Consider the following 25379-nt stretch of genomic DNA (forward strand, 5'->3'; position numbering starts at 1 on the left):
CGCTCTCCCCAGGATGGCCGGTGAGAGGGGCCGCCGCCCGGTGCAGGCGGGCGGCGACACCCCTCACCGATGAATCAGCTGCCTTCGGTGATCTGCGGGGCCGGCTCGGCCTTGTAGTTGGCGGGGCCGAGGTTCTTGTCCACGGCCTTCTGCCAGGAGCCGTCCTCGACCATCTTCTTGAGGGCGGCGTTGACCTTCGTCTGGAGGTCCTTGTCGCCCTTCTTCAGGCCGATGCCGTACGGCTCGTCGCTCAGCTTCAGGCCGACGAGCTTGAACTTGCCCTTGTTGTTCTCCTGCGCGGCGTAGCCGGCCAGGATCGAGTTGTCCGTGGTCAGGGCGTCGAGCTTCTTGTTCTCCAGGCCGGTGAGGCACTCGGAGTAGCCGCCCTGCTCCAGCAGGTCGGCCTCGGGCGCCAGCTTGGTCTTGACGTTCTGCGCCGAGGTGGAGCCGGTGACCGAGCAGAGCTTCTTCTTGTTGAGGTCCTCGGCCTTGGTGATCGAGGTGTCGTCGGCGCGGACCAGCAGGTCCTGGTGGGCCAGGAAGTACGGGCCGGCGAAGTCGACCTTCGCCTTGCGCTTGTCGTTGATCGTGTAGGTCGCGACGACCAGCTTCACGTCACCGTTGGCGATGAGGTTCTCGCGCTCGGCGCTGACGGCCTGCTTGAACTCGATCTGGTCGGGCTGGTAGCCGAGCTCCTTGGCGACGTAGGTCGCCACGTCCACGTCGAAGCCGGAGAACTTGCCGTCCGGGGTCTTGAGACCCAGACCCGGCTGGTCGAACTTGATGCCGATGACGATCTTGTCCTTGGCGCCACCCGACGCACCGCCGTCACTGGCGGCCTTGTCGCTGCTGCCGCCGCAGGCGGTCGCGGTCAGGGCGAGGACGGCGGCCACGGCCGCGGCCGCACCGGCCTTGAAAACCTTCATGGTGAACTTCCCTCGGATGAGACGTGGTTGGACGACGAGCGACACGCGTGCTCTGAGTCGCCAGGGGATCACTACCAGACAAGACCGTCAGTGGTGCAGGATCTTCGAAAGGAAGTCCTTCGCACGGTCACTGCGCGGGTTGCTGAAGAACTGTTCGGGCGCGGCCTCTTCGATGATCTTTCCGTCGGCCATGAAGACCACCCGGTTGGCCGCCGAGCGGGCGAAGCCCATCTCGTGCGTGACGACCACCATCGTCATGCCCTCCTGGGCGAGCTGCTGCATGACCTCCAGCACCTCGTTGATCATCTCCGGGTCGAGCGCCGAGGTCGGCTCGTCGAACAGCATCACCTTCGGGTCCATCGCCAGCGCGCGGGCGATCGCCACGCGCTGCTGCTGACCGCCGGAGAGCTGCGCCGGGTACTTGTCGGCCTGCGAGCCGACGCCCACCCGGTCCAGCAGGGACTGCGCCTTTTCGAGGGCGGCCGTCTGGTCCGTCTTGCGGACCTTGAGCTGCCCCAGCATCACGTTCTGCAGCACCGTCTTGTGGGCGAACAGGTTGAAGGACTGGAAGACCATGCCCACGTCGGCGCGCAGCCGGGCCAGCTCCCGTCCCTCCGAGGGCAGTTCCTTGCCGTCGACCGTGATGGTGCCCGAGTCGATCGTCTCCAGGCGGTTGATGGTCCGGCACAGGGTGGACTTGCCCGATCCCGAAGGACCGATCACCACGACGACCTCACCGCGGGCAATGCTCAGATCGATGTCCTGAAGCACGTGCAGCGCGCCGAAGTGCTTGTTGACGTTGCTCAGTACGACCAGGTCGTCCGCGGCCCCGGCCGCATCCTGCACGTCCTTGGTCACTGATACTCCGCTCATCGGCTTCTTGCTCCGTCCTCCTCGGTTGGGAGGACAGTAGTGAGGCGGTGCGCACACCGTCATCACATCTGAGGGAGAATTGAGCATAACGATACGGCCTCGCCCCGATACGCTCCGTGCGCGCCACGGCGGCCCGGGTCCGACCGCTCGTACCGGGTGCATAACGGAAGGCGCGCCGCGCCGGAACCCCCTTGACGCGGGCCTCCGTATCGGCGTGGATGCATGGTGGCCCTGACTCGGGCCCTGATCAGGAAAGGGGGACGCAATGAGACTGCTGCTCGTCGAGGACGACGACCACGTCGCCGCCGCCCTGTCCGCGATCCTCGCCCGGCACGGCTTCCAGGTGACCCACGCCCGCAACGGCGAAGAGGCCCTGCACGCCCTGCTGCCTGCCGGTGCACCGCCCTTCGGCGTCGTCCTGCTTGACCTCGGCCTGCCCGACCAGGACGGCTACGAGGTGTGCGGCAAGATCCGCAAGCGCACCGCGACGCCCGTCATCATGGTGACCGCGCGCGGTGACGTGCGCTCCCGCATCCACGGCCTCAACATGGGCGCCGACGACTACGTCGTCAAGCCCTACGACACCGGGGAACTCCTCGCACGCATTCACGCCGTCGCCCGGCGCACCGGAGCCTCCGAAGAAGCCGCCGCCACCGGGTCGGGCGCCCCCGACGTGGTCCGGCTCGGCCCCGTCAGCATCGAACTGCCCACCCGACGGGTCAGCGTCGACGGCAGCGACGTACCACTCACCCGCAAGGAGTTCGACCTGCTCGCCCTGCTCGCGCAGCGCCCCGGGGTCGTCTTCCGCCGCGAGCAGATCATCAGCGAGGTGTGGCGCACCAGCTGGGAGGGGACGGGGCGGACCCTGGAGGTCCACGTCGCCTCGCTGCGCTCCAAGCTGCGCATGCCCGCCCTCATCGAGACCGTCCGCGGTGTGGGCTACCGGCTCGTCACCCCGGCCGCCACCTAGCGGGCCCTTGTCGTGCGTGCCCGACTGCTTCCGCTGCTCGTCGTCCTGATGGCGGGCGTACTGCTCGCCCTCGGCTTCCCGCTCGCCGTGAGCCTGGCCGCCGGGCAGCAGCAGCGCGTGGTGGTCGACCGGATCGACGACAGCGCCCGTTTCGCCGCCCTCGCCCAGTTCGTGATCGACGCCGAGGGCTCCGGCTCCACCGGCGCGGCCGACCGCCGCGACACCCTCCAGCTCGAACTCGCCCGCTACCAGGAGCTGTACGGCATCCGGGTCGGCATCTTCTACCGCGACGACAACGCCATGGTCCGGGCCCCCGGCTGGTGGCAGCTCCCGGAGGTGGGCGAGGGCCGCGGGGCCTTCCAAGAGGCCCTCGCCGGGCGGCGCAGTCACGATCCAGCCCAGGTGTGGCCCTGGCAGACCCACGGCAAACTCCTCGTCGCCTCCCCGGTCGTCCTCGACGGTGACGTCGTCGCGGTCGTCGTCACCGAGTCGCCCACCGACCAGATGCGGGCCCGGATCCTGACCGGCTGGCTGCTCATCATCGCCGGGCTCGCCGCCGCCATGCTGGTCGCCTTCGGCGCCGCACTGCTGCTCACCAGCTGGGTCCTCAAGCCCGTCCGGACCCTGGACGCCGCCGCCCACGGCATCGCCACCGGGCGGATGAACTCCCGGGTCGCAGCCGCCGGTGGCCCTCCGGAACTCCAACGGCTGGCGCACTCGTTCAACGAGATGGCCGACAATGTGGAAGAGGTCCTGGAACAGCAGCGGGCATTCGTCGCGGACGCCTCCCACCAGCTGCGCAACCCGCTCGCGGCGCTGCTGCTGCGGATCGAGCTGCTCGCCCTCGAACTGCCCGAGGGGAACGAGGAGATCGCCTCCGTACGGACCGAGGGCAAGCGCCTGACCCAGGTCCTGGACGACCTGCTGGACCTGGCGCTGGCCGAGCACACCTCCGCGGAACTCAGCCTGACCGACATCGGGGGGCTGACCGCCGAGCGGGTGGCCGCCTGGCGTCCGTACGCCGAGGAGAAGGGCGTGCGCCTCACCGAGACGGGCCGGGCCGCCGTCACGGGCTGGGCCGACCCCATCGCGCTCTCCAGCGCGCTCGACGCAGTGATCGACAACGCCCTCAAGTTCACCCCCGAGGGCGAGGAGGTCGAGGTGTCGGTCGACGCGGCCGGGCCCTTCGTGCACGTCGCCGTCGCCGATCGCGGCCCCGGCCTGACCGACGAGGAGCTGCTCCGCGTCGGCGACCGGTTCTGGCGCAGCGGTCGCCACCAGAACGTCAAGGGCTCCGGGCTGGGCCTGTCGATCTCCCGGGCCCTGCTCGCCGCGGGCGGCGGGTCCCTCTCGTACGAGACGAACCCGCCGCACGGGCTGCGGGTGACGGTGGCCGTTCCGCGCAGCGATCCGCACATGTCCTGACCGCTGACGCCCGCCCCTGCGTCGGGGCAGGTCAGGTCCGGTCGAGTCGGGTCAGATGGATCAGGTCCAGGCAAGGGTGGTGGCGGCCGGCGCGGAGGCGGCGTACAGCTCGTCCACGGCCCGGACCTCGAAGGCGGCCGACCTCTCCCGGTCGGCGCGGACGACGGCCGCAAGGTGGAGGGCAGTGCCGCAGGTGCCGCCGAGGAAGCGGCGGGTGCCGTCCGGGAGCAGTCGGTACAGCTCGTAGTGGCGGACCGGCCCGACCGCTCGGCGCCAGGACAGTCGCACGGAGGCCTTGCCGTCCTGCTGGGCCGAGGCGTCCACGGTCAGTGCGCTCGGAGACGCCGGGCGCCGCCGCGCGGTGTCGTCGCGCACCGACACGGCGCCGAGTCGCCAGGCCACCGCTCTGCTCCCGCGGGCCGTGATCCGTACGGCCAGCCCGTACGCGGTCCTGCCCGCCAGGGAGGCGAGCGCGACCCGGGAGGTGCGCCAGCCGCCCGGGCCGGAGCGCTGGGCCTGCGTCTTCAGCCAGGTGTACGGGACCGGCTCGCCCGGGACGGCCGGCTCGCGCGTGGCCACCCCCACCTCGACGGTGAGCGCGCCCGCCTCGGTGGCGTGCACCAGCTCCAGGACGGTGGAGCCGGTCAGCGGCAGTCGGGTCGCGTGCAGTCCGATCGCGGTGGGGGCGGTGAGTCCGCCCGTCACGAGGAGGCTGGAGCCGCCGCGCCAGGCGCGGCCGAAGTCCAGGGCGACGGACGGGCGCCGCCCGGTGGTCTCCACGACCCAGCGGCGGCCCGGCAACCGGTCCTGGAGCCCGAGGTGGTTCCAGGGCGTGTCGGAGGTGACCCTGCCGCCGTCGTACCAGCGCTCCCCGTGGCCGGTGTTGAAGGCGCAGGCGAACGGCAGCGCGGTGACGGTGGACCGGTCGGCGACGGCGGTGGCGGGCGCCCGCCAGCTGCCCTCGGGTGCGGGGTGGGCCGGATCCAGGGACTCACCCGTCCAGAACCGGTCGTCGGCGCGGTGGAAGGCGCCGGGAGAACGGTCGGCGAGGTGGTTGCGGGTCCACTCGGGCCGGTAGAAGCCGTAGCTGACGACGTGGTCACTGTCGCGCGGGACGATCGCGTCCCAACGGATGCTGGAATTCCATCCGTTGGACTCCACGTCGAGGGCCGCCCACAGTTCGTGGCGGGAGCGGCCGAGCCGGTCGGCGAGCGCACCGGAGGCGGCCAGGGTCTGCGGGGTCCAGCGGAAGTCCACGAACATCGTGTCCGCGACCGTGCCCGCCCGGTCCTCGAAGAACTCCTGGTTGAGCTGGTTGAGCGCGCCCTGCCAGCCGACCCGGCCGGTGCTGTTCATGGCGTCGTACCAGGTGGTCCGCAGCCCGTGCGGCGCACCGGCTGCGCGCAGGGCGCGCAGGAACTCCCGCATCCGGGCGGCGAGCGAGCTGTCCCCGCCGTCGGTCTCGGCGTTCACGAACCAGCCGTCGAAGCCGTACGTCCGCGCCACCTGTACGAGCTTCTCGGCGATCGGGAACCGGCCGAGGGCGTCCTGCTGCACCAGGTCCCGCGTCCACTGGAGGTCACCGCCGTAGACGACGGGCGGCAGGAACACGTTGCCCAGTACCCGGACCCCGGCCCGGTGCGCGGCGTCGACGACGGGCGCGTTCGGGGCGAGCACGATGCCCTCGCCGGAGGAGCCGCCCCAGAAGACCAGCTCGTCGATGTACGCCCAGTGCGTGAGCGCGTAGTAGTCGGCGGTCGCAGAGCCCTGGGAGGGGTTCCGGGCCGTGGGCCCGAAGGAGACGAGCGAGGCGATCCGGGCCTGGCCGGTACGGGCGCTCGCGTTCGGCGGCACCGGAGTGAAACGGGGTGCGAGCGGCGCGGTCGCGGTGTTGTGAGCGAGGTCGGGATCGGATTCGGGGGTCCACTGCTTGAGGGAGCGCCAGGTGATGCCCGGGCCGGGGGCGCCCTGGGGGAGCGTGTCGGGGAACCAGTAGGAGGCGTACGGGGTGAGGTCGGCCGGCGCCGGCGCGGCGACTGTCACGGCCGTGGCCGTGGCCGTGGCCGGGGTGGCGGCGGCCCACGTCGCCGGGGCGGCCTGCGCCGCGGTGGCGGCGCCGGTCGCGCCGAGCAGCGCGGCGGCCCCCACCCCGGCTCCGGCGGCGAGCATCCCGCGCCGGGTCGGAGGGGCCGGGCGCAGCGGAGGGGCGGTGCGAGGGTCGGCGCCGTTGTCGGTCTCGGACATGCGGGGCTCCTCGGTGACGGTGACGGTGACGGTGACGGTGACGGTGACGGTGACGGTGACGGTGGTGACGGTGGTGGCGGCGGTGGCGAGTGGTCAGGTGACGTCGCGGACGCGCAGCACCTCGGTGATGCCGCGTGCGCCGAGGTGGGCGGGGTCCTCGGCGAGCTCGGCCAGGACCACCGCGGGGCGGACCCCCTGGGCCGTCAGCGCGGCCCAGGCCTCGAAGAAGGCGCCGCCCGGGGCGCACACCGAGCGCCCCGGCGCGGTGTGCGCCCCGCCGACGTCCACGGCCAGCGCGGTGGACCGGACGGCCGGGCGGTGTTCCCGGCCCCGCCACTGCTCGGTGATCCGGGCGACGGCCGCACCGATCGGTTTGGTCCTGCCGTCGTTGGTGAGGAGGCCGAGGCCGTACTCCAGTTCCGGGAAGTCCGCGAGCTTCCGGGACACGTCGTGCGAGCACCACCAGGTCACGCCCCACAGGTCCGGGCAGTCCAACGCACCGGCGATGGTCGCCTCGGCGAAGGAGGCGGCGTGCTCCGGCGGGATCAGCGGCGCGGGCGCCCCGACCTCCTGGAGCCACACCGCCCGGTGCGGATCGAGCGCCCAGGCCTTGGACAGCTCGATCAGGTAGGCCGCGTGGTGTTCGGTCGCCGTCCCGGTTCGACCGTGGCGCTGCGCGGTGCCGTTGAACACCCAGGAGTGCACGGCCGTGGCCGCGCCCAGCCGGGACGCCTGGGCCGGGGTGAAGGGGTGCCCGTCCTGGTACCAGGCGGCGTCGTACTCCGCGTGCAGGTGGAACCGGCCCGGGGCGCCCTCCTCGCAGGCGGCGAGCATCTGCTCCAGCCACCGGCCCGCCTGCTCCCGGGAGATCCGGTCCGGGTCCGGGTGCGGGGAGTCGGAGAACTGGTTGATCTCGTTGCCGACGGTCATGCCCAGGAAGTTGGGCCGGTCGGCGAGGGCTGCGGCCAGCGTGCGAAGGTACTCCGCCTGCCCGGCGACCACGTCCGGGTCGGTGAAGAGGTTGCGCCGGTGCCAGCTCGCGGTCCACGCCGGCAGGAAGTCGAAGCTCGACAAGTGGCCTTGGAGTCCGTCCACGTTGACGTCGAGCCCGCGCTCGTCGGCCGCATCCGCGAGCGCGACGAGCTGCTCGACGGCGCGGGGCCGGATCAGGGTCCGGTTCGGCTGGAACACCGGCCACAGCGGGAAGACCCGTACGTGGTCCAGCCCGAGCGCGGCGATCGAGTCGAGGTCGGCCCGGACGTCGTCGAGGTCGAAGTCGAGCCAGTGGTGGAACCAGCCCTGGGAGGGCGTGTAGTTGGCGCCGAAACGGAGGGTTCGGGCCGGCCTACGGGCGGCGGGTCGGGCGGGCGGGGGAACGGCGGTGCCGTCGCGCATGAATGGTCCTGGAGTTCAGGGGAATTCGCCGGACGTCCCATAACCTGCCGCGCTCCACGGGGAAAAGTCAACAGGGCCTTGGAATCCGGAAGTCGTCACGGACTTATGCGCTTCAGTGCCGTTGACAGAAGGGTTGTCGCCATCTGAAGCTGGATGAGCTAATGCGGTTTAGCTCCGTTCGCCCAATGGTGTTTCGCCGGGAAGTGTGGGGAAATGGACAGCGGTATTTCGGTCACGGCGGTCACCACCCCGCCCCTCTTCACCGGCCCACCGGAAACCCCTGCCCAGGTGGTCCGCGTGCGGATCCGGAGGGAGCGTCCGGCCGGCCCGCTGTACGTCACCGTGCACGGGCCCGCGATCACCACCCCGCACGCGCGCATCGTGCGCGCGGACGCCGGGGGCGACGCCGCGACGGGCGCTTCGACGGGTGCTTCGAGGGGCGCCTCGACTGCGGAGTCCACCGTCGAGGTCGCCGTACGCACCGCAGGAGCCGCTCCCGGGACCGTGCTGCCCGCCACCGTCCGGGTCGCCACCCCCGCCGGGCGGCCGCTCGCCGAGCTGCCGTTCGACCTGCCCGTCGCCGAACCCGGCTGGACCGTCCGGCTCGTCCCGCACTTCCACTACGACCCGATGTGGTGGAACACCCAGGCCGCCTACACCGCCCTGTGGGACGCCCCGCCGCAGCCCGGCGCGGCGGAAAACGGCTGGGAGTACACCGGGGTCCCCGCCTTCACCCTGATCCCGCTGCACCTGCAACAGGCGCGCGAGGACCCCGCGTACCGCTTCGTGCTCTCCGAGGTGGACTACCTCAAGCCGTACTGGGACACCCACCCCGAGGACCGTGCCGAGCTGCGCGCCCTGATCGCGGCGGGCCGGATCGAGATCGTCGGCGGCACCTACAACGAGCCGTCCACCAACCTCACCTCCGCCGAGAGCACCATCCGCAGCGCGGTCCACGGTCTCGCCCTGCACCGCGGCACCCTCGGTGCCGATCCGCGCACCGCCTGGCAGCTCGACGTGTTCGGACACGACCCGTCCTTCCCCACCCTGATGGCCGGCGCCGGACTCGACTCCGCCGTCCTAGCCCGCGGGCCGCACCACCACTGGGGCCCGATGATGGACACCTGGGGCGACAGGCTGCGGGCCCCGTCCGCCATGCAGCTGCCCGCCGAGTACGAGTGGATCGCACCCGACGGCCGCGGGCTGCTGCTGCACTACCTGCCCGCGCACTACTCGGCCGGCTGGCCCTCCCACCAGGCTCCGGACGCCGAGACGGCCGCCGAGCAACTGCTCGCACTCCACGAACTGCTGAGGACCTGCGCCGCGACGAAGAACGTCCTGATCCCGATGGGCACCGACTTCTCCTGGCCGCACCGCTGGGGCCTGGACGTGCAGCACGCCTGGAACCGCCGATACTGCTGGCCGCGCATGGGACACTCCGGCCCGCGCGCCCATTTCGACGCCGTCCGCGCAGAGCTGGCGGCCCGCGGAGAGGCGCCGCTGCCGGTGACCCGCGAGATGGGCCCCGTGTACACCGGCAAGGACGTCACCTACGCCGATGTGAAGCAGGCCCACCGGGCCGCCGAGAACCTCCTCGAACAGGCCGAGACCTTTGCGGCACTGGCCTGCGCGGACGGGCTGCTCGACTACCCGGAGCAGACGCTCGCCAAGGCCTGGCGGCACCTGTTGCACGCCGCGCACCACGACGCGGTCACCGGTACCTTCTCCGACCAGGTGTACCTGGACCTGCTCCCGACCTGGCGCGAGGCCCACGAACTGGCCGCCGCCGTACGGGAGGAAGCGCTGCTCGCGCTGACCGGCGCGGCCGACACCCGGGGTCCGGGCCCGCTCGCCGTGACGGTCCACAACCCGGTGTCCTGGCCGCGCACCGACCTCGTCCGTACGACGGTGGAACTCGCGTCCCTGGGCCTGCGTGCCGAGGACGCCCGGCGGGTCGTGGTCCTGGACGCCGAGGGGCGCGCCGCCGCCGTCCACCTCGAAGCGGTCGCCGACGGCCGGGCGGAGCTGGCCTTCCTGGCCGCGGACGTGCCGCCGCTCGGCCACCGCACCTGGTGGCTCGCCGCCTCCTCGTCGTCCCGCTCCGGCGGGTGGGAGCCCGCGGCCGGTCTCATCGTCGAGAACGAGCACTACCGTGCCGAGGCCGATCCCGCGCGCGGCGGCGGCCTCGCCCGGCTGCTGCACCGGAGCACGGGGCAGGAGCTGCTGACCCCGGGCGAGGTGGACGAGCTCGTCGTGCAGGAGGAGTACGACCGGCACCCCTTCTTCGAGGAGGGGCCCTGGCACCTGCTGCCCAAAGGGCCGGGCACCGGCTCGGGCGGCGCGCCCGCCGACTCCTGCCGCGTGGAGCGGGGGCCGCTGGGGGCGCGGATCGTGGCCTCGGGGCGCACCGGCCCGGTCCGCTGGACGCGGACCACGACCGTGTGGAACTGCCTCGACCGGGTCGAACTGACCACCATCGTGGATGAGTTCGACGGATCCGACCGACTGCTGCGGCTGCGCGTCCCGGCCGACGTCCCCGGGGCCCTGCCCGTCGCCGAGACGGCGGCCGCGGCCGTGGGGCGCGGCTTCGCCTTCCCCGAGGCGGACGCGGGGGCCGACCACACCCGCGCCCCGTGGACCCTGGACAGCCCGTGCCTGAACTGGTTCGCCCTTTCGGCACCGCTGCGGGTGGGAGGCGGCCGGGCGGTGGGCGCGGCCGAGATCGTCCTGCCGGACGCGGGAACTCCCGAGGGGCTAAGGGAGTTGGTCGTGGCGCTCGCCCGGTACGGGGTCACCGCCACCCCGACCCGACCCGGCGGGCCGCGTTGGGGGGACCTGGCCGCGGACAGCAGCCTGCCGGACTTCCGGATCGCGCTCGGCGGCCCCGAGCGGAACACCTTCACCGCGGCGGTCCTGGCGGCGGCCGACCCCGCGTACGAGAAGGCCGTACGAGAACACGCACGGGTCTGGGTACCGGCCCGGGCCGAGCTCCGCGAGCTCTGGAGGCCCGGCTGCGACCTGACCGGCATCCGGGACCTGCCGGTCCTGGTGCTCACCGGCCCCGTGGCGGAGGCGGCATCGGCCGTCGCCGCGTCGGGCCGGCTCGAAGCGGTGGACCCGCTGGCAGGTGCGGTCCCGCTGTGCCCCTCGCAGGGAGCCCCGCGGGGAGCCCCGCTGAGCCCCCCGCAGGGAGCCACGGACGCCGGCCCGCGCGAAGCACCGTACGCGGGCCGGACCGTGGGGATCCTGGTCAAGGGCACCCCCGGCTTCGCCGTGGACCCCGCGGGGCGGTTGCACGGCAACCTGATGCGCTCCTGCACCGGCCGCCCCGCCGGGGAGTGGATGGACCCGCCTCGGCGCACCGCCCCGGACGGCAGCTCCTTCCAGCTCCAGCACTGGACCCACGTCTTCGAGCACGCGTTGGTCGCGGGCGCCGGAGACTGGCGGCAGGTCGATCTGGTGCGCCGGGGACGGGAGTTCAACAAGCCCCTCACCGCCGTCACCACCGTGCCGGGAGCCGGTCCGAAGCCACCCGCCCGCTCGCTGCTCGGCGTCGAGCCGGCCGACCGGGTGGTGATCGAGACGGTCAAACGGGCGGCCGGCGAACCGGACGGGCTCGCGGTCCGGCTGCACGAGACCCACGGCCGCCCGGCGCGGGTGAGCCTGCGGTGGCCCACAGAACCCACCGCCGAGGCCGACCTGTTGGACCGTCCCCTCGCCCCCTTCGCGGGCGGGATCGCAGGCTCGGCGACCACGACCGTGCTGCTGCGCACGGCATCGGGCATGCCGCTGCGACAGGACGAACGGGAGCCGCACCAGCCGGTGTTCAGCCCGTACTGGTTGCACAACACGGGAACGGCCCCGCTCGGCGCCGCGCCGTACACGGTGACCTGCACGGGCGTCCCGGACGACGCCGCGGTGACCGTCGCGGCGCACGGCGAGGGCGCCCACGGCCCGGTCCGGCTGGAGGTCCGACCCCCCGAAGGCTGGCGTGCCTCCTGGACCCGGCGCACGGTGCAGCTGCCACCCGGCGGGCACGAGCGCTTCCCGCTGACCGTGATTCCCGCGGCCGACGCCCGGCCCGGCGCCCACCTGGTCCGCGTGCTCGCGCACACCCCGGCGGGGGAGTACGAGGACGTGCTGACGGTCACCGTGCCCGGCAGCCCGGACACCCCGGCCGCGCTGTGGGTCCGGGCGCCCGACACGGAGGTGGAGGTGGCCCCCGGCGGGCGGGCCCCGGTACGGGCCCGGATCGGCAGCACCGGGATGCGGAGCCCGCTGACGGGCCTGGCGTACGCCGTCTCCCCGTACGGCGCCTGGCAGTCGGTCGGTCCCGCCGTCCAGCCCGTACGCGTCCCCGCGGACCGCCCGGCGGAGCTGGAGTTCGAGCTCCGGCCGCCGCCGGGATGCGCACCCGGCACGTACTGGATGGTGGTCAAGGCGGTCTGCCAGGGCAGGATCGCGTACGGTCCCGCCATTGCCGTCCGCGTACGCGGCGTACCCGACGTACCCGAGGGATGAAGAGGCAGGCCATGGCCCGCAGACCCACCATCAAGGACATCGCCCGCCGGGCCGGGGTGTCCGAGAGCGCCGTCTCCTTCGCGCTCAACGACCGGCCCGGCGTGTCCCGGGACACCCGCGCCCGGATCCGCCGGGTCGCGGAGGAGCTCGGTTGGCAGCCCAACAGTGCCGCGCGCGCCCTGTCCGGCGAACGTTCCGGCGCGGTCGGGCTGGTTCTCGCCCGGCCCGCGCAGACCCTCGGCGTCGAGTCCTTCTTCCTGCAACTGGTCTCCGGCATACAGGAGGTGCTGTCCGCCGGCCGCATCGCCCTGCTCTTCCAGGTCGTGGACGGCATCGACGCCGAATGCGCCGTCTACCGCCGCTGGTGGGCCGAGCGGCGCGTGGACGGGGTCCTCGTCGTCGACCCGCGGACGGACGACCCGCGCCCCGAGCTCCTCGCGCAGCTCGGCCTCCCAGCGGTCATGATCGGCGGGACGGGCGGGACCGGCCCGCTGTCCTCGGTCTGGGCGGACGACGCCCGGGCCATGGCCCGGGTGCTGGACCACCTGTACGGGCTGGGCCACCGCCGGATCACGCACATCGCCGGACTGCCCGGTCTGGCCCACACCGCCCGCCGGATCGACTCGCTGCGCACCGAGGCCGCGGCGCGCGGCCTCGGCCCGGACCAAGTGCGCTCGGTGGTCACCGACTACTCCGACGCCGAAGGGGCCGCCGCCACCCGCCGGATCCTCGCCGAACCCGAACCGCCGACCGCGCTCGTCTACGACAACGACGTGATGGCGGTGGCAGGCATCGCCGTCGCCGCCGAGCTGGGCCTTCCCGTGCCCGGTCGGATCTCCGTGGTGGCCTGGGACGATTCCGCGCTGTGCCGGGTCACCCACCCCCGGCTCACCGCGCTCGTCCGCGACACCGCGGGCTTCGGCAGGCTCGCCGCCGAGGAGCTCGTCGCCGTACTGGCCGGTGGCCCCCCGCGGGCCCGTGAGGGTGAACAGCCCCGGCTGGAGCCCCGGGAGAGTACGGCCAGGCCGCCGGCCGCATACTGATTTCCGACCCCTTCCTGGAGCGCCGCTGTGACCCCTCCCACCCCCGCCGTCCCCACCCCGCCTGCCGTTGGCGCGGACACCGGCCCGACGGTGGCGATCGACATCGGTGGTACGAAGATCGCCGGCGCGCTGGTGCACCCCGACGGCACGATGACGGACACCACCCGTCGCCCGACCCCCCGGGGCACGGACGGCGACGGGGTCTTCGCCGCCGTCGCGGAGGTCGTCGCGGACCTCGCGGGCTCCCCGCTCTGGGCGTCGGCCGCCCGCTGCGGCATCGGCAGCGCGGGCCCCGTGGACGCTTCCCGCGGCACGGTGAGCCCGGTCAACATCGGAGCGTGGCGGGAGTTCCCGATCCAGGCGCGGGTCGAGGCCGAACTGGCCCGGCACGGCGCGGACCTCCCCACGGTGCTGGTTGGCGACGGCGTGGCGATGACCGCCGCCGAACACTGGCTGGGAGCGGCCCGGGGCCGTGCGAACGCCCTGTGCATGGTCGTCTCCACCGGGGTGGGCGGCGGGCTGATCTTGAACAACCAGCTCCACCCGGGTCCCACGGGCAACGCGGGCCACATCGGCCACATCAGCGTCGCCTTCGACGGCGAACGCTGCGTCTGTGGGGGCCACGGATGCGTGGAGTCCCTCGCCTCGGGCACCGCCATCGCCCGATGGGCCCGCGCCCAGGGCTGGACCCCGCCACCCGGCTCCGCCGACGCCACGGCGGCCGGCGTGGCCGTCGCCGCCGAGGCCGGGGACCCCGTCGCGCTGGCCGCCTTCGACCGTGCGGGCCGCGCCCTGGCCGCCGCCATCGCGGCCACCGCGACCCTCGTCGAGACGGACGTCGCCGTCATCGGCGGGGGAGTCGCGACCTCGGGCGACACCCTCTTCGCGCCCATCCGCAGCCACCTCGCCGACTACGCCACGCTCTCGTTCGTGAGCGACCTGCACGTGGTTCCGGCGGCCCTGGGCACCCACGCCGGCCTGATCGGTGCGGCTGCCGCCGCGATGATGCTGCTGCCGGCAACCTGAGCGGCCCGGCCGCCCGCACGCCTCCCGGAGCTCCCCGCGCGAGCTCCCTGCCCCGGGGTACTCCGCCCCGGAGCACCCGACCCGGAATTTCTCCGCCCCGGAACTCCTACGGCTTCACCGAGCGGTAGTACCGGCGGGCGCCCTCGTGCAGGTCCAGCGGATCCGTGTAGATCGCCGTCCGCAGGTCCACCAGCTGCGCCGCGTGCACTTCCTGCCCGATCCGGTCACGGCTGAGGATCACCGTCCGCGTGAACTGCTCGGTCAGCCCCGGATCCGTCCGCTCGGTGGTGACCAGCAGGTTCGGTACGGCCAGGGTCGCCACCGCCGACGTGTTGCGGGCCCGCGTGTACGCGTCCTGCGGCATCACCGCCGCCCGGTAGTACCGGGCCGGGCTCCCGCTCCTCTGCAGCGCCTCCACCAGGTCCCCCAGCTGCACGAGCCGGATGTCGAACCGCTCGGAGAGCTCCCGTACCGCGTTCGTCGGCAGGCCACCGGACCAGAAGAACGCGTCGATCCGCCCGGCCTCCAGCTCGGCCGGCATGGTGTCGATGCCGATGGACACCGGCGTGATGTCCCGCGCCGGGTCCAGCTTCGCCGCAGTCAGCAGCCGTTCCGAGACCAACCGCACCCCGGAGCCCGACTGGCCGACCGCGACCCGCTTGCCCCTGAGGTCCCGGGCCGACTGCACCGCCGAATCGGCCGGCACGACCAGCTGCACGTAGTCGTCGTACAGCCGCGCGACGCCGCGCAGGCGCTCCGCGCCCGGCTCCTCGTCGGCCCGGTACTTGGAGACCGCGTCGGCCGTCGCGATGGTGAAGTCCGCCTTCCCGGTGGCCACCCGACGAAGGTTCTCCTGCGAGCCCTCGCTGGTCTCCAGCCGTACGCGGACCCCGGGCATGTCCCGGGCGAGGGCCTGGTCCAGGAGTTGGCCGTAGCGGTGGTAGACACCCGTACGGACACCCGTACTGAAAGTCAGATCGCCCTTGAGCTGCGGTTCCCCGAAGGGCCTCAGCCACCACACAAGCAGCCCGAGCACCCCGAGCACGGCCACCAGCCCCCACAGGGCGGTGCGCCTGCTGATGCGGGGCGGTACGCGAGCCATGGCCGCGATCCTGCCACCGACCCGCCGCCCTGTCACGGGGCGCCCGGCCCGGGGCCTCCCGATCCGGCGGCGGAAACCCGTCCGCGGCGCCGCCCTGCCGCGGGCCGACCGCACGGGGGCCGGAGGGCCGTCGGGTACCGCCTACCCTTGTTCCATGACCAGCAGCAGCGACCGGAGCACGGCAGTGGACGTCAAGGGAACATACGAGGTGCGCACCTACGGGTGCCAGATGAACGTGCACGACTCCGAGCGGCTTTCCGGTCTGCTGGAGGGCGCGGGCTACACCCGGGCGCCCGAGGGGTCCGACGGTGACGCCGACGTGGTGGTGTTCAACACCTGCGCCGTCCGTGAGAACGCGGACAACAAGCTGTACGGCAACCTCGGCCGGCTGGCTCCGATGAAGACCAAGCGCCCCGGCATGCAGATCGCCGTCGGCGGTTGCCTCGCGCAGAAGGACCGCGACACGATCGTCAAGCGGGCCCCCTGGGTCGACGTGGTCTTCGGCACGCACAACATCGGCAAGCTGCCCGTCCTGCTGGAGCGCGCCCGCATCCAGGAGGAAGCCCAGGTCGAGATCGCCGAATCGCTGGAGGCGTTCCCCTCGACGCTCCCGACCCGCCGCGAGTCGGCGTACGCCGCCTGGGTCTCGATCTCCGTCGGCTGCAACAACACCTGCACCTTCTGCATCGTTCCGGCGCTGCGCGGCAAGGAGGAGGACCGCCGCCCCGGGGACATCCTCGCGGAGGTGGAGGCCCTCGTCGCCGAAGGCGTCAGCGAGATCACCCTGCTCGGGCAGAACGTGAACGCCTACGGCTCGGACCTGGGCGACCGCGAGGCCTTCTCCAAGCTGCTGCGCGCCTGCGGCCAGATCGAGGGACTGGAGCGGGTCCGGTTCACTTCCCCGCACCCGCGGGACTTCACCGACGACGTGATCGCGGCGATGGCCGAGACGCCGAACGTGATGCCGCAGCTGCACATGCCGCTGCAGTCCGGCTCGGACACGATCCTGCGCGCGATGCGCCGCTCGTACCGCCAGGAGCGCTTCCTCGGCATCATCGAGAAGGTGCGCGCCGCCATTCCGCACGCCGCGATCTCCACCGACATCATCGTGGGCTTCCCCGGTGAGACGGAGGAGGACTTCCAGCAGACGATGCACACGGTGCGCGAGGCGCGCTTCGCGAACGCGTTCACCTTCCAGTACTCCAAGCGTCCGGGAACCCCGGCCGCGGACATGGAGGGGCAGATCCCCAAGGAGGTCGTCCAGGAGCGCTACATGCGGCTGGTCGCCCTCCAGGAGGAGATCTCCTGGGAGGAGAACAAGAAGCAGGTCGGCCGCACGCTGGAGGTCATGGTCGCGGAGGGCGAGGGTCGCAAGGACGGTACGACGCACCGCCTGTCCGGCCGAGCCCCCGACAACCGCCTGGTGCACTTCACGAAGCCGGAGTCCGAGGTCCGTCCCGGCGACGTGGTGACCGTGGAGATCACCTACGCGGCCCCGCACCACCTCCTGGCGGAGGGCCCGACGCAGTCCGTGCGCCGCACGCGCGCGGGCGACGCCTGGGAGAAGCGCAACGCGGCGCCCGCACAGCCGCAGGGCGTCATGCTGGGCATCCCGACGCTGGGCGTCCCTGCCCCGCTGCCGGAAGCCACCTCGGGCTGCGCCCTGCCTTCCTGACACGCCGTCGCACGCGTCGTCCCCTACCGGTCCCGCCACTCGGCGGGACCGGTAGGGACCGCCCCGTCCCTTGGCGCACCCGTCCCCGATCAGCCGGTCCCGCCTCCGGCCCCGCCCTCGGCCTGCCCCGGGGCCCGATCTGCCCTCGCGCTCGGCCTGCCCCGGGCCCGGGCTTGCCTCTGGGCCGGGCCTGCCCCCGGCCCGGGTTTGCCCCGGGCAGGCCTGCCCCCTGTGCTCGACATGCCCCTGGCCGGGGTTGCCCCGGCCCGCCTGCCCCGGCCCGCCTGCGCCGCGCCGGGGCCGGCTGATCGGCCTCCGGTCCCGTCGCCGGCCCTGGCACGGGAGATCCGGGGGCGGAGACCGCGGACCGGGGGCTAGGCTGCGGATCATGCTCGTTGCCGCCGCCGTCTGCCCCGCCCCGCCGCTCCTCGTGCCCGAGGTCGCCGCGGGGGCCGCCGCCGAACTCGGCGAAGCCCGCACCGCCTGCTCCGACGCGCTCGCGGTGCTCGCCGCCTCCCGACCCGACCTGCTGGTCGTCGTCGGACCCGCCGACGAGGACCACCGCGGCCCCTACCCCCAGGGCGCCCGCGGCAGCTTCCGCGGATTCGGGGTCGAGGCCGACGTACAGCTCGGAGCCGGAGACGCGGGTGCTCGCCCCCTGCCGCCGTCCCTCGCCGTCGGCGCCTGGCTGCTGAACCGCGCGGGCTGGGGCGCCGCGCCGCTGGAGGGCCTCGGGGTCGGGGAGCCGCTCGACACCGCCCGCTGCCTGGAGGCCGGCCGGCAGATCGCGGCGCGCGAGGCGCGCGTGGCCCTCCTCGTCATGGGCGACGGCAGCGCCTGCCGCACCCTCAAGGCCCCGGGTTACCTGGACGACCGCGCCGCCGCCTTCGACGCCGCCGCGGCCCGTGCGCTCGGCAGCGCGGACGTGGCCGCGCTCGCCGTCCTCGACGCCGAGCTCGCGTACGAGCTCAAGGCCGCCGGCAGGGCCCCCTGGCAGGTTCTGGCCGGCGCCGCCGAGGGAGCGGGCCTCGACGGGCGGCTGTTGTACGAGGACGCCCCGTACGGGGTCGGCTACTTCGTCGCGGCCTGGTCCTAGACCTGCGGAAGGGGCGCGGGTTCACCGGAACCCGCGCCCCTTCCGGAAACCGCGTCAGGGGGCCGTCGGCGGAGTCGGCCCGCCCGGAGCGTCCTTGTGCGCGATCTTGCCCAGGGCTTCCTTCGCCTTGCTCGTTCCGGTCTCGATCCGACCGTGGTATTTGCCCTTGGTCTTGTAGTCCACCGCCTTGGCCATCTTGTCCAGGTGGTGACCGATCTTGCCCTCGTGCTGGTGCGCGAGGTGGCCGACCTTCTCCTTCGCCGGAGCGAGCTTGGCCTTCATGTTGTCCAGCAGGCCCATGGGACACCTTCCCGTGGCGGTGGCTACGTACGGGCGCTCTCGCCGGCCTCGCTGTCCGCAGCGACATCCGCAGACTGCTGCTTCGGAATCTCCACGGCTTCCGCCGCGGGAATCTCCGTCGCAGCCGGCTCGGCCTCGGCCCCTTCGGCCGCCGTCTCGGACTCCGTCGTCACGCCCCCGGACGCGACCTCCGCGGTCGCATCCTCGCCCTTACGCCGAAAAAACCGATCAAAAACACCCATGTCTACTCCCATAACGTTACTCGTGCGGGTGAAGTTCCGCCCGGTCCGGCGCGGCCTCCGCCGGGCGTACGCCCGGCGGAGGCCCGGCGGAACCTCGCCAGGGCAACGACCCCGGCACTTCCCTGTCACGTAACTCGATCGGGTACATGCCCTGGGGTTTGCGAGACTGGGGCGGTGAGGAAAGCAGCCCCCGCCCCGCGGGTCATCGCCGTCGTCGGTCCCACCGCGGCCGGAAAGTCCGATCTGGGCGTAGCCCTGGCCCGTAGTTTCGACGGCGAAGTCGTCAACGCGGACTCCATGCAGCTGTACCGGGGGATGGACATCGGCACCGCCAAGCTGACGACCGAGGAGCGCGGCGGCGTCCCGCACCACCTCCTCGACATCTGGGACGTCACCGAGACCGCGAGCGTCGCCGAGTACCAGCGCCTGGCCCGCGCCGAGATCGACGAGCTGCTCGCGCAGGGCCGTACGCCGGTCCTGGTCGGCGGATCGGGGCTGTACGTACGCGGCGCCCTCGACGCCATGGAGTTCCCCGGCACCGACCCGGAGGTCCGGGCCCGGCTGGAGGAGGAGGTCACGCTGCGCGGCCCCGGCGCTCTGCACGCCCGGCTCGCCGCCGCCGACCCGGCCGCCGCCCGGGCGATCCTGCCCAGCAACGGCCGGCGCATCGTCCGGGCCCTGGAAGTGATCGAGATCACCGGGAAGCCGTTCACGGCCAATCTGCCCGGCCACGAGTCCGTCTACGACACCGTCCAGATCGGCGTCGACGTGGCCCGACCGGAGCTCGACGAGCGGATCGCGCAGCGCGTGGACCGGATGTGGGAGGCGGGCCTGGTGGACGAGGTCCGCGCACTGGAAGCACGGGGCCTGCGCGACGGGATCACCGCTTCCCGGGCGCTCGGCTACCAGCAGGTTCTGGCCGCCCTCGCCGGCGAGTGCACCGAGGACGAGGCCCGTGCGGAGACCGTCCGCGCCACCAAGCGGTTCGCCCGCCGCCAGGACTCCTGGTTCCGCCGCGACCCCCGTGTGCACTGGCTCAGTGGCGCCGCCGCTGACCGGGGGGAACTCCCCGGACTTGCGCAGTCGTTGGTCGAACGAGCGGTTACAGCCTGATCACGTGATGGCATCGGGACGCCCCGTGCGCCCGTTCGGGGCCTCGGGCCGTGCCATCATCAGACTCCGCAGGTGCGGTCACCGGCGGTGAACGGCGGCGTACGAAGTCCGAGTGGGGAGGGCGCGTGGCGATGGAGGCCGGCCCTCGCGACACCGGGCGGGACGACTCAAGGCGGGAAGCGGATCCGACGCTCCTCGACGGGTCTCCCGTGCCCGACGGACTCGGCCTGCCCGCCGACCCCGCACGGCTCACCACGGACGGCCCCGACGCGCCGGAATCCGCCGGGGCGGAGGCCGCCTCCGGTCCGGAGTTCGAGGTCGAGCTGCGCCCGCAGCGTCGCCTGCGCATCTGGCAGATCGCCCCGATCGTGATGCTGGCCGCCGCCGGCTCCCTGATGTTCGCCTTCCCGCTCGCCTTCGAGTTCGGCGACGGCGGAGCCGTGGTCGCGATGCTCGGCTTCCTCATCAGTTCCTGCGCCGGCGGATGGGGCATGATGGCCGCGCGCCGCGTGGGTTACACCTGGCCCGGGCTCCCGGCGCGGGGCAGCGGGCGCCGCCCCGACTGGCGCATGGCCGGGCTGTACGCCCTGGTCGCGCTGGCCGTCGTAGCGCTGGCCGTGTACCGCGTCGCCCGGCTCCGGTAGACGCCTCCGACCGGTCCGAACGCCTGCTCGCTACCATGGGCGGGTGACGCAGACCAGCCTCTCCTTCCTCAAGGGCCACGGCACCGAGAACGACTTCGTGATCGTCCCGGACCCGGACAACACCATCGAGCTGCCCGCGGCGGCCGTGGCGAAGCTGTGCGACCGGCGTGCCGGCATCGGCGCGGACGGGGTGCTGCACGTCGTCCGCTCCGCTGCACACCCCGAGGCGGCGCCCATGGCGGACGAGGCCGAATGGTTCATGGACTACCGCAACAGCGACGGCTCCATCGCCGAGATGTGCGGCAACGGCGTCCGCGTCTTCGCCCGCTACCTCCAGTACGCCGGTCACGTCGAGCCCGGCGACCTCGCCGTCGCCACCCGGGGCGGCGTCAAGCGGGTGCACCTCGACAAGAGCGGCGACGTGACGGTCGCCATGGGGCGCGCCGTCCTCCCCGAGGACCAGGTCACCGTGCGCGTCGGCGACCGGGCCTGGCCCGCCCGCAACGTGAACATGGGAAACCCGCACGCCGTCGCGTTCGTTGAAAGCCTGGATCACGCCGGGAGCCTGCTCGAGCCGCCGCCGTTCAGCCCGACCGAGGTCTACCCGACGGGTGTCAACGTGGAGTTCGTCGTCGACCGCGGCCCGCGTCACGTCGCCATGCGCGTCCACGAGCGCGGTTCCGGCGAGACCCGCTCCTGCGGCACCGGCGCCTGCGCCGTCGCCGTCGCTGCCATCCGCCGCGACGGAGCGGACCCGGCCGTCACCGGACAGTCCGTCACGTACGTCGTTGACCTCCCCGGCGGCACCCTCGGAATCACCGAACACCCGGACGGGCAGATCGACATGACCGGACCGGCCGTCATCGTGGCCGCGGGCGAGTTCGACGCGACCTGGCTCACCGAAACAGCTTTCGGCTGAAGCTTCCCTCTAATGGGTGATCCGTTTCACGCTCAGCGAGAGGCGGACTGCGCCACGTGGTGGGGTCGGTAGCATCAGGCACCGGCCCTGAGGGCTCACCCCATGCCCACCACCGCCGGTCGAAGCCGCCGGAGGTGCCCATGAGTGCAGAGGCCACGAACCCCGAAGCACGTCCCGAAGCGCGCCCCGAACTCCGCAGACGGGGCCGGACACGCCTTGACCTGCGACGACTCGGGCGCGCGGCCCTTCTCGGGCCCACGTCCCGAGACCGGCTCCCCGACGCCATCGGCCACGTCGCCGAGGCGCACCGCGCCCACCACCCGGACGCGGACCTGTCCCTCCTGCGCCGCGCGTACGTGCTCGCGGAGTCCTCGCACCGTGGCCAGATGCGAAAAAGCGGTGAGCCGTACATCACACATCCGCTCGCCGTCACCCTGATCCTCGCCGAACTCGGCGCCGAAACCACCACCTTGACGGCCTCGCTCCTCCACGACACCGTCGAGGACACCGAGGTGACCCTCGATCAGGTCCGGGAGGAGTTCGGCGACGAGGTCTGCTTCATCGTCGACGGCGTCACCAAGGTCGAGAAGATCGACTACGGGGCCGCCGCCGAGCCCGAGACCTTCCGCAAGATGCTCGTCGCCACGGGCAACGACGTCCGCGTGATGTCCATCAAACTCGCCGACCGGCTCCACAACATGCGCACCCTCGGTGTGATGCGCCCCGAGAAACAGGCCCGAATCGCCAAGGTCACCCGCGACGTCCTCATCCCGCTCGCCGAACGGCTGGGCGTACAGGCGCTCAAGACCGAGCTGGAGGACCTCGTCTTCGCGATCCTCCATCCCGAGGAGTACGAGCACACCCGCGCGCTCATCGCGGCCCACGCCGGAGAGCGCGACCCGCTGCCCGCCATCGCCGACTCCGTACGGACCGTCCTGCGGGACGCCGGCATCGCTGCCGAGGTGCAGGTACGGCCGCGGCACTTCGTCTCCGTGCACCGGATCGCCCGCAAGCGGGGCGAGTTGCGCGGCTCGGACTTCGGCCGCATCCTCGTGCTGGTCGGCGAGAACGCCGACTGCTACGCCGTGCTGGGGGAGTTGCACACCTGCTTCACCCCGGTCGTCTCGGAGTTCAAGGACTTCATCGCCGCGCCCAAGTTCAACCTGTACCAGTCCCTGCACACCGCCGTCGCCGTGCCCGAGGGGTACGTGGCCGAAGTCATCGTCCGCACCCGCCAGATGCACCGGGTCGCCGAGGCCGGCGTCGTCGCCCTCGGCAATCCGTACGCCACCGCTGCGTCGGACCCCGCCGACTGTGACGAGGAGCGAGTCGACCCGACGCGGCCCGGCTGGCTGTCCCGGTTGCTCGACTGGCAGCGGTCCGCACCCGACCCCGACACCTTCTGGAGCGTCCTGCGCGCCGAACTGGCGCAGGACCGGGAGATCACCGTGTTCCGCGAGGACGGCAGGTCCTCCGGCACGCTCAGCCTGCCGGCCGGGGCCAGCTGTATCGACGCCGCCTACGCGCAGTACGGCGAGGCGGCCCACGGCTGCATCGGCGCCCGGGTCAACGGGCGCCTCACCTCCCTGGCCTCCCGGCTGTCCGACGGCGACACCGTGCAGCTCCTGCTCGCCCAGGATGCCTCCTCGGGGCCGGCCGCAGACTGGCTGGAGCACGCCAGGACCCCCGCCGCCCGGATCGCCATTGGCCGCTGGCTGGAGGCGCACCCCGACTCCGCGAAGCCCACCACCACGGCCGCCCGGGCACCGCTGTCCGTGGTCGGGGCCCGCGGCCGTGGCGGCAACGCGGTCGCCGACCTGCCGGACGCCACCGTACGGCTCGCCGGCTGCTGCACGCCGGTGCCGCCGGACGCGGTGGCCGGGTTCGTCGTACGGGGCGGCGCCGTCACCGTCCACCGCATCCACTGCGCTTCGGTGGCCCAGATGCGCGCCCTCGGCCGGACCTCCGTCGCCGTGCACTGGCGGGCCACGACCGACTGCCGGGTGACCCTGGTCGCCGAATCGTTCGGCCGCCCGCACCTGCTGGCCGACCTGACCGAAGCCATCGCACGCCAAGGGGTCGAGGTCGTGTCCGCGACCGTGGAACCGCCCGTCGAGCAGAAGGTCCGCCACACGTACACCCTCCAGCTGCCCGACGCGACCGGTCTGCCGGCCCTGATGCGGGCGATGCGTGACGTGCCGGGCGTCTACGACGTCAGCCGCGCGTAGCCCGGCCACCTGTCGGAGGGTCCCGTTCGGGTGGACCCGTCGCGCGCCGTACCCGAGCGCGCGGCGGGCGCTGGTAAGCGGTGGAGGATGCAGCTCACCTCCCCGCGCCTGCGCGCCGCCCTGCTCGCCGCGGCCTCCCTCACCCTCGTTGCCGCAGTGCTGCCCCCACCGAAGCCGCTGGGCATCGGCGACCCGCTGTTCCCGGAGCTCGGGAACCCCGGGTACGACGTCCTCTCGTACGACCTGTCCTTCACGTACAAGGACAACAAGAGCCCGCTCGACGCGGTCACCGTCATCGACGCCCGCGCCCTGGAGCCGCTGGAGCGGATCAACCTGGACTTCACTCACGGAACGGTGGCGTCCGCCGAGGTCAACGGAGAGCCGGCCCGCTTCGAGAGCGCCGGGGAGGACCTGGTGCTCACCCCCGCGAGCCCGGTCGCGGCCCATGTGCCCCTGCACATCGCGATCCGGCACACCAGCGATCCGCGCGGCATCGCCGACGGGGGCTGGGTGCCCACCGAGGACGGCCTGGCCATGGCCAACCAGGCGGACGCCGCCCACCGGGTCTTCCCGTGCAACGACCATCCGGCGGACAAGGCGTACTTCACCTTCCGGATCACCGCCCCGGACGGCCTCACCGCCGTCGCCAACGGGGTGACGGGCGCGCTGCCGGCCCGCGGGGCCGCAGGCGCGACCACCTGGACGTACCGGACGCTGCACCCGATGGCCACCGAGCTCGCGCAGGTCTCCATCGGCGACTCCGCCGTGGTGAAGGGAACCGGTCCGCACGGGCTGCCGCTGCGCGACGTGGTGCCGGCCGCGGACCGGCAGCGGCTGGAGCCCTGGCTGAAGAAGACCGCCGGACACGTCCAGTGGATGGAACAACGGATCGGCCGGTACCCCTTCGAGAACTACGGGGTGCTGATCGCGCGGGCGAAGACCGGCTTCGAGCTGGAGACGCAGACCCTGTCGCTCTTCGAGAACGGCCTGTTCTCGGGGGACGTCTACCCCGAGTGGTACGTCGAGTCCGTGATGGTCCACGAACTCGCCCACCAGTGGTTCGGCGACAGCGTCACCCCACGGACCTGGTCCGACCTCTGGCTCAACGAGGGGCACGCCACCTGGTACGAAGCCCTGTACGCGGACGGCCTCGGCAAGTACTCCCTGGAGCGGCGCATGCGCGAGGCGTACCAGCGTTCGGACCAGTGGCGGGCGGCCGGCGGGCCCCCGGCCGCACCCAAGCCCGCCCCTCCCGGTGAGAAGATCGGACTGTTCCGGCCGGTGGTCTACGACGGGGCCGCGCTGGTGCTGTACGCGCTGCGGCAGGAGATCGGCGCCGCGGCCTTCGACCGGGTCGAGCGGCGCTGGGTGGGGGAGCACAAGGACGGGACCGCGGGCACGGAGGACTTCGTACGGCTGGCTTCGCAGGAGGCCGGCCGGGACCTGAAGGCCTTCCTCACGCCGTGGCTGTACGGGAAGACGACCCCGGCGATGCCCGGGCACCCGGAGTGGGGCGGGCCGAAGAAGGCGGCGTGAGGCCCGCGGGGCCGCCCCGACGCCCAACGGCCCCTGGTGCCCGCCCGGACGCCGGCCGACCCCCGGGACACCGCATGCACGCCGGGAAAAGGGTGTGACCG

19 protein-coding genes are annotated in these 25379 nt (G+C 73.0%); 12 read left to right on the top strand and 7 right to left on the bottom strand.

The features are described from left to right. Positions 1-74 precede the first annotated feature (74 nt). Both ABZZ20_RS22505 and ABZZ20_RS22510 read right to left on the bottom strand, forming a co-directional pair. Positions 75-926: a glutamate ABC transporter substrate-binding protein gene (locus tag ABZZ20_RS22505; protein ID WP_356872196.1), complete on the bottom strand. Its 852-nt coding sequence runs from the start codon at positions 924-926 to the stop codon at positions 75-77. Between the two features lie 87 nt (positions 927-1013). Next, entirely contained in the window at positions 1014-1799 is a 786-nt protein-coding gene (locus ABZZ20_RS22510; RefSeq protein ID WP_356872198.1) for an amino acid ABC transporter ATP-binding protein, read from the bottom strand. A gap of 265 nt (positions 1800-2064) precedes the next feature. Between ABZZ20_RS22510 and ABZZ20_RS22515 the strand changes: the two genes are divergently transcribed. Together ABZZ20_RS22515 and ABZZ20_RS22520 are read left to right on the top strand one after the other, a co-directional pair. After that, positions 2065-2769 (top strand): response regulator transcription factor, encoded by a 705-nt coding sequence (locus ABZZ20_RS22515; protein ID WP_356872200.1) that lies wholly within the window; start codon positions 2065-2067, stop codon positions 2767-2769. 12 nt (positions 2770-2781) lie between these two features. Beyond that, positions 2782-4194: a HAMP domain-containing sensor histidine kinase gene (locus tag ABZZ20_RS22520; protein WP_356872202.1), complete on the top strand. Its 1413-nt coding sequence runs from the start codon at positions 2782-2784 to the stop codon at positions 4192-4194. 60 nt (positions 4195-4254) lie between these two features. Here the strand turns inward: ABZZ20_RS22520 and ABZZ20_RS22525 are convergent, their stop codons facing one another. Together ABZZ20_RS22525 and ABZZ20_RS22530 are read right to left on the bottom strand one after the other, a co-directional pair. Next, positions 4255-6438, bottom strand: a complete 2184-nt coding sequence (locus tag ABZZ20_RS22525; protein WP_356872204.1) for an endo-beta-N-acetylglucosaminidase — start codon at positions 6436-6438, stop codon at positions 4255-4257. A 93-nt stretch (positions 6439-6531) separates the two neighbouring features. Then, positions 6532-7833: a glycosyl hydrolase gene (locus ABZZ20_RS22530; protein WP_356872206.1), complete on the bottom strand. Its 1302-nt coding sequence runs from the start codon at positions 7831-7833 to the stop codon at positions 6532-6534. 213 nt (positions 7834-8046) lie between these two features. On the opposite strand from ABZZ20_RS22530, the gene ABZZ20_RS22535 reads away from it, so the two are divergent. The 3 genes from ABZZ20_RS22535 (at position 8047) to ABZZ20_RS22545 (ending at position 14423) form a co-directional block, all read left to right on the top strand. Then, a complete protein-coding gene (locus tag ABZZ20_RS22535; RefSeq protein ID WP_356872208.1) occupies positions 8047-12354 on the top strand; it encodes an NEW3 domain-containing protein in 4308 nt (1435 codons plus the stop codon). An 11-nt stretch (positions 12355-12365) separates the two neighbouring features. Further along, positions 12366-13397, top strand: a complete 1032-nt coding sequence (locus ABZZ20_RS22540) for a LacI family DNA-binding transcriptional regulator (RefSeq protein WP_356872210.1) — start codon at positions 12366-12368, stop codon at positions 13395-13397. 90 nt (positions 13398-13487) lie between these two features. Further along, positions 13488-14423, top strand: coding sequence for an ROK family protein (locus tag ABZZ20_RS22545; RefSeq protein WP_356872374.1), 936 nt, complete (start codon positions 13488-13490; stop codon positions 14421-14423). A 106-nt stretch (positions 14424-14529) separates the two neighbouring features. Here ABZZ20_RS22545 and ABZZ20_RS22550 read toward each other — a convergent pair whose 3' ends face one another. Further along, positions 14530-15525 carry a TAXI family TRAP transporter solute-binding subunit gene (locus ABZZ20_RS22550; protein WP_356872212.1) on the bottom strand — a complete coding sequence of 332 codons (996 nt, stop codon included), beginning with the start codon at positions 15523-15525 and terminating at the stop codon, positions 14530-14532. Positions 15526-15679: 154 nt separating this feature from the next. Between ABZZ20_RS22550 and miaB the strand changes: the two genes are divergently transcribed. Beyond that, complete coding sequence (miaB, locus tag ABZZ20_RS22555) at positions 15680-17200, top strand: tRNA (N6-isopentenyl adenosine(37)-C2)-methylthiotransferase MiaB (protein WP_356872214.1); 1521 nt, start codon at positions 15680-15682, stop codon at positions 17198-17200. A gap of 388 nt (positions 17201-17588) precedes the next feature. Then, a complete protein-coding gene (locus ABZZ20_RS22560) occupies positions 17589-18296 on the top strand; it encodes a class III extradiol dioxygenase subunit B-like domain-containing protein (RefSeq protein WP_356872216.1) in 708 nt (235 codons plus the stop codon). 54 nt (positions 18297-18350) lie between these two features. On the opposite strand, the gene ABZZ20_RS22565 is transcribed toward ABZZ20_RS22560, so the two are convergent. Together ABZZ20_RS22565 and ABZZ20_RS22570 are read right to left on the bottom strand one after the other, a co-directional pair. Then, positions 18351-18596: an antitoxin gene (locus ABZZ20_RS22565; protein ID WP_356872218.1), complete on the bottom strand. Its 246-nt coding sequence runs from the start codon at positions 18594-18596 to the stop codon at positions 18351-18353. Positions 18597-18619: 23 nt separating this feature from the next. Next, a complete protein-coding gene (locus ABZZ20_RS22570; RefSeq protein ID WP_356872220.1) occupies positions 18620-18769 on the bottom strand; it encodes a gliding motility protein in 150 nt (49 codons plus the stop codon). Positions 18770-19012: 243 nt separating this feature from the next. Here ABZZ20_RS22570 and miaA point away from each other — a divergent pair, with 243 nt between their 5' ends. The 5 genes from miaA (at position 19013) to ABZZ20_RS22595 (ending at position 25278) form a co-directional block, all read left to right on the top strand. After that, positions 19013-19951 (top strand): tRNA (adenosine(37)-N6)-dimethylallyltransferase MiaA, encoded by a 939-nt coding sequence (gene miaA, locus ABZZ20_RS22575; RefSeq protein WP_356872222.1) that lies wholly within the window; start codon positions 19013-19015, stop codon positions 19949-19951. A gap of 131 nt (positions 19952-20082) precedes the next feature. Beyond that, positions 20083-20595, top strand: coding sequence for a hypothetical protein (locus ABZZ20_RS22580; protein WP_356872224.1), 513 nt, complete (start codon positions 20083-20085; stop codon positions 20593-20595). A 43-nt stretch (positions 20596-20638) separates the two neighbouring features. Beyond that, positions 20639-21514, top strand: a complete 876-nt coding sequence (gene dapF / locus ABZZ20_RS22585; RefSeq protein WP_356872226.1) for a diaminopimelate epimerase — start codon at positions 20639-20641, stop codon at positions 21512-21514. Between the two features lie 140 nt (positions 21515-21654). Beyond that, complete coding sequence (locus ABZZ20_RS22590; RefSeq protein ID WP_356872228.1) at positions 21655-23742, top strand: HD domain-containing protein; 2088 nt, start codon at positions 21655-21657, stop codon at positions 23740-23742. A gap of 87 nt (positions 23743-23829) precedes the next feature. After that, entirely contained in the window at positions 23830-25278 is a 1449-nt protein-coding gene (locus ABZZ20_RS22595) for a M1 family metallopeptidase (RefSeq protein ID WP_356872230.1), read from the top strand. Positions 25279-25379 lie beyond the last annotated feature (101 nt).

The sequence above is a fragment of the Streptomyces sp. NPDC006430 genome (assembly GCF_040612395.1).
Taxonomy (GTDB): domain Bacteria; phylum Actinomycetota; class Actinomycetes; order Streptomycetales; family Streptomycetaceae; genus Streptomyces.

Coding starts and splice junctions, on each gene's coding strand:
- ABZZ20_RS22525 (WP_356872204.1), bottom strand. CDS start 6,438: ATGTCCGAGACCGACAACGGCGCCGACCCTCGCACCGCCCCTCCGCTG.
- ABZZ20_RS22530 (WP_356872206.1), bottom strand. CDS start 7,833: ATGCGCGACGGCACCGCCGTTCCCCCGCCCGCCCGACCCGCCGCCCGT.
- ABZZ20_RS22565 (WP_356872218.1), bottom strand. CDS start 18,596: ATGGGCCTGCTGGACAACATGAAGGCCAAGCTCGCTCCGGCGAAGGAG.
- ABZZ20_RS22510 (WP_356872198.1), bottom strand. CDS start 1,799: ATGAGCGGAGTATCAGTGACCAAGGACGTGCAGGATGCGGCCGGGGCC.
- ABZZ20_RS22505 (WP_356872196.1), bottom strand. CDS start 926: ATGAAGGTTTTCAAGGCCGGTGCGGCCGCGGCCGTGGCCGCCGTCCTC.
- ABZZ20_RS22595 (WP_356872230.1), top strand. CDS start 23,830: ATGCAGCTCACCTCCCCGCGCCTGCGCGCCGCCCTGCTCGCCGCGGCC.
- ABZZ20_RS22560 (WP_356872216.1), top strand. CDS start 17,589: ATGCTCGTTGCCGCCGCCGTCTGCCCCGCCCCGCCGCTCCTCGTGCCC.
- ABZZ20_RS22540 (WP_356872210.1), top strand. CDS start 12,366: ATGGCCCGCAGACCCACCATCAAGGACATCGCCCGCCGGGCCGGGGTG.
- ABZZ20_RS22550 (WP_356872212.1), bottom strand. CDS start 15,525: ATGGCTCGCGTACCGCCCCGCATCAGCAGGCGCACCGCCCTGTGGGGG.
- ABZZ20_RS22590 (WP_356872228.1), top strand. CDS start 21,655: ATGAGTGCAGAGGCCACGAACCCCGAAGCACGTCCCGAAGCGCGCCCC.
- ABZZ20_RS22535 (WP_356872208.1), top strand. CDS start 8,047: ATGGACAGCGGTATTTCGGTCACGGCGGTCACCACCCCGCCCCTCTTC.
- miaB (WP_356872214.1), top strand. CDS start 15,680: ATGACCAGCAGCAGCGACCGGAGCACGGCAGTGGACGTCAAGGGAACA.
- ABZZ20_RS22580 (WP_356872224.1), top strand. CDS start 20,083: ATGGAGGCCGGCCCTCGCGACACCGGGCGGGACGACTCAAGGCGGGAA.
- ABZZ20_RS22515 (WP_356872200.1), top strand. CDS start 2,065: ATGAGACTGCTGCTCGTCGAGGACGACGACCACGTCGCCGCCGCCCTG.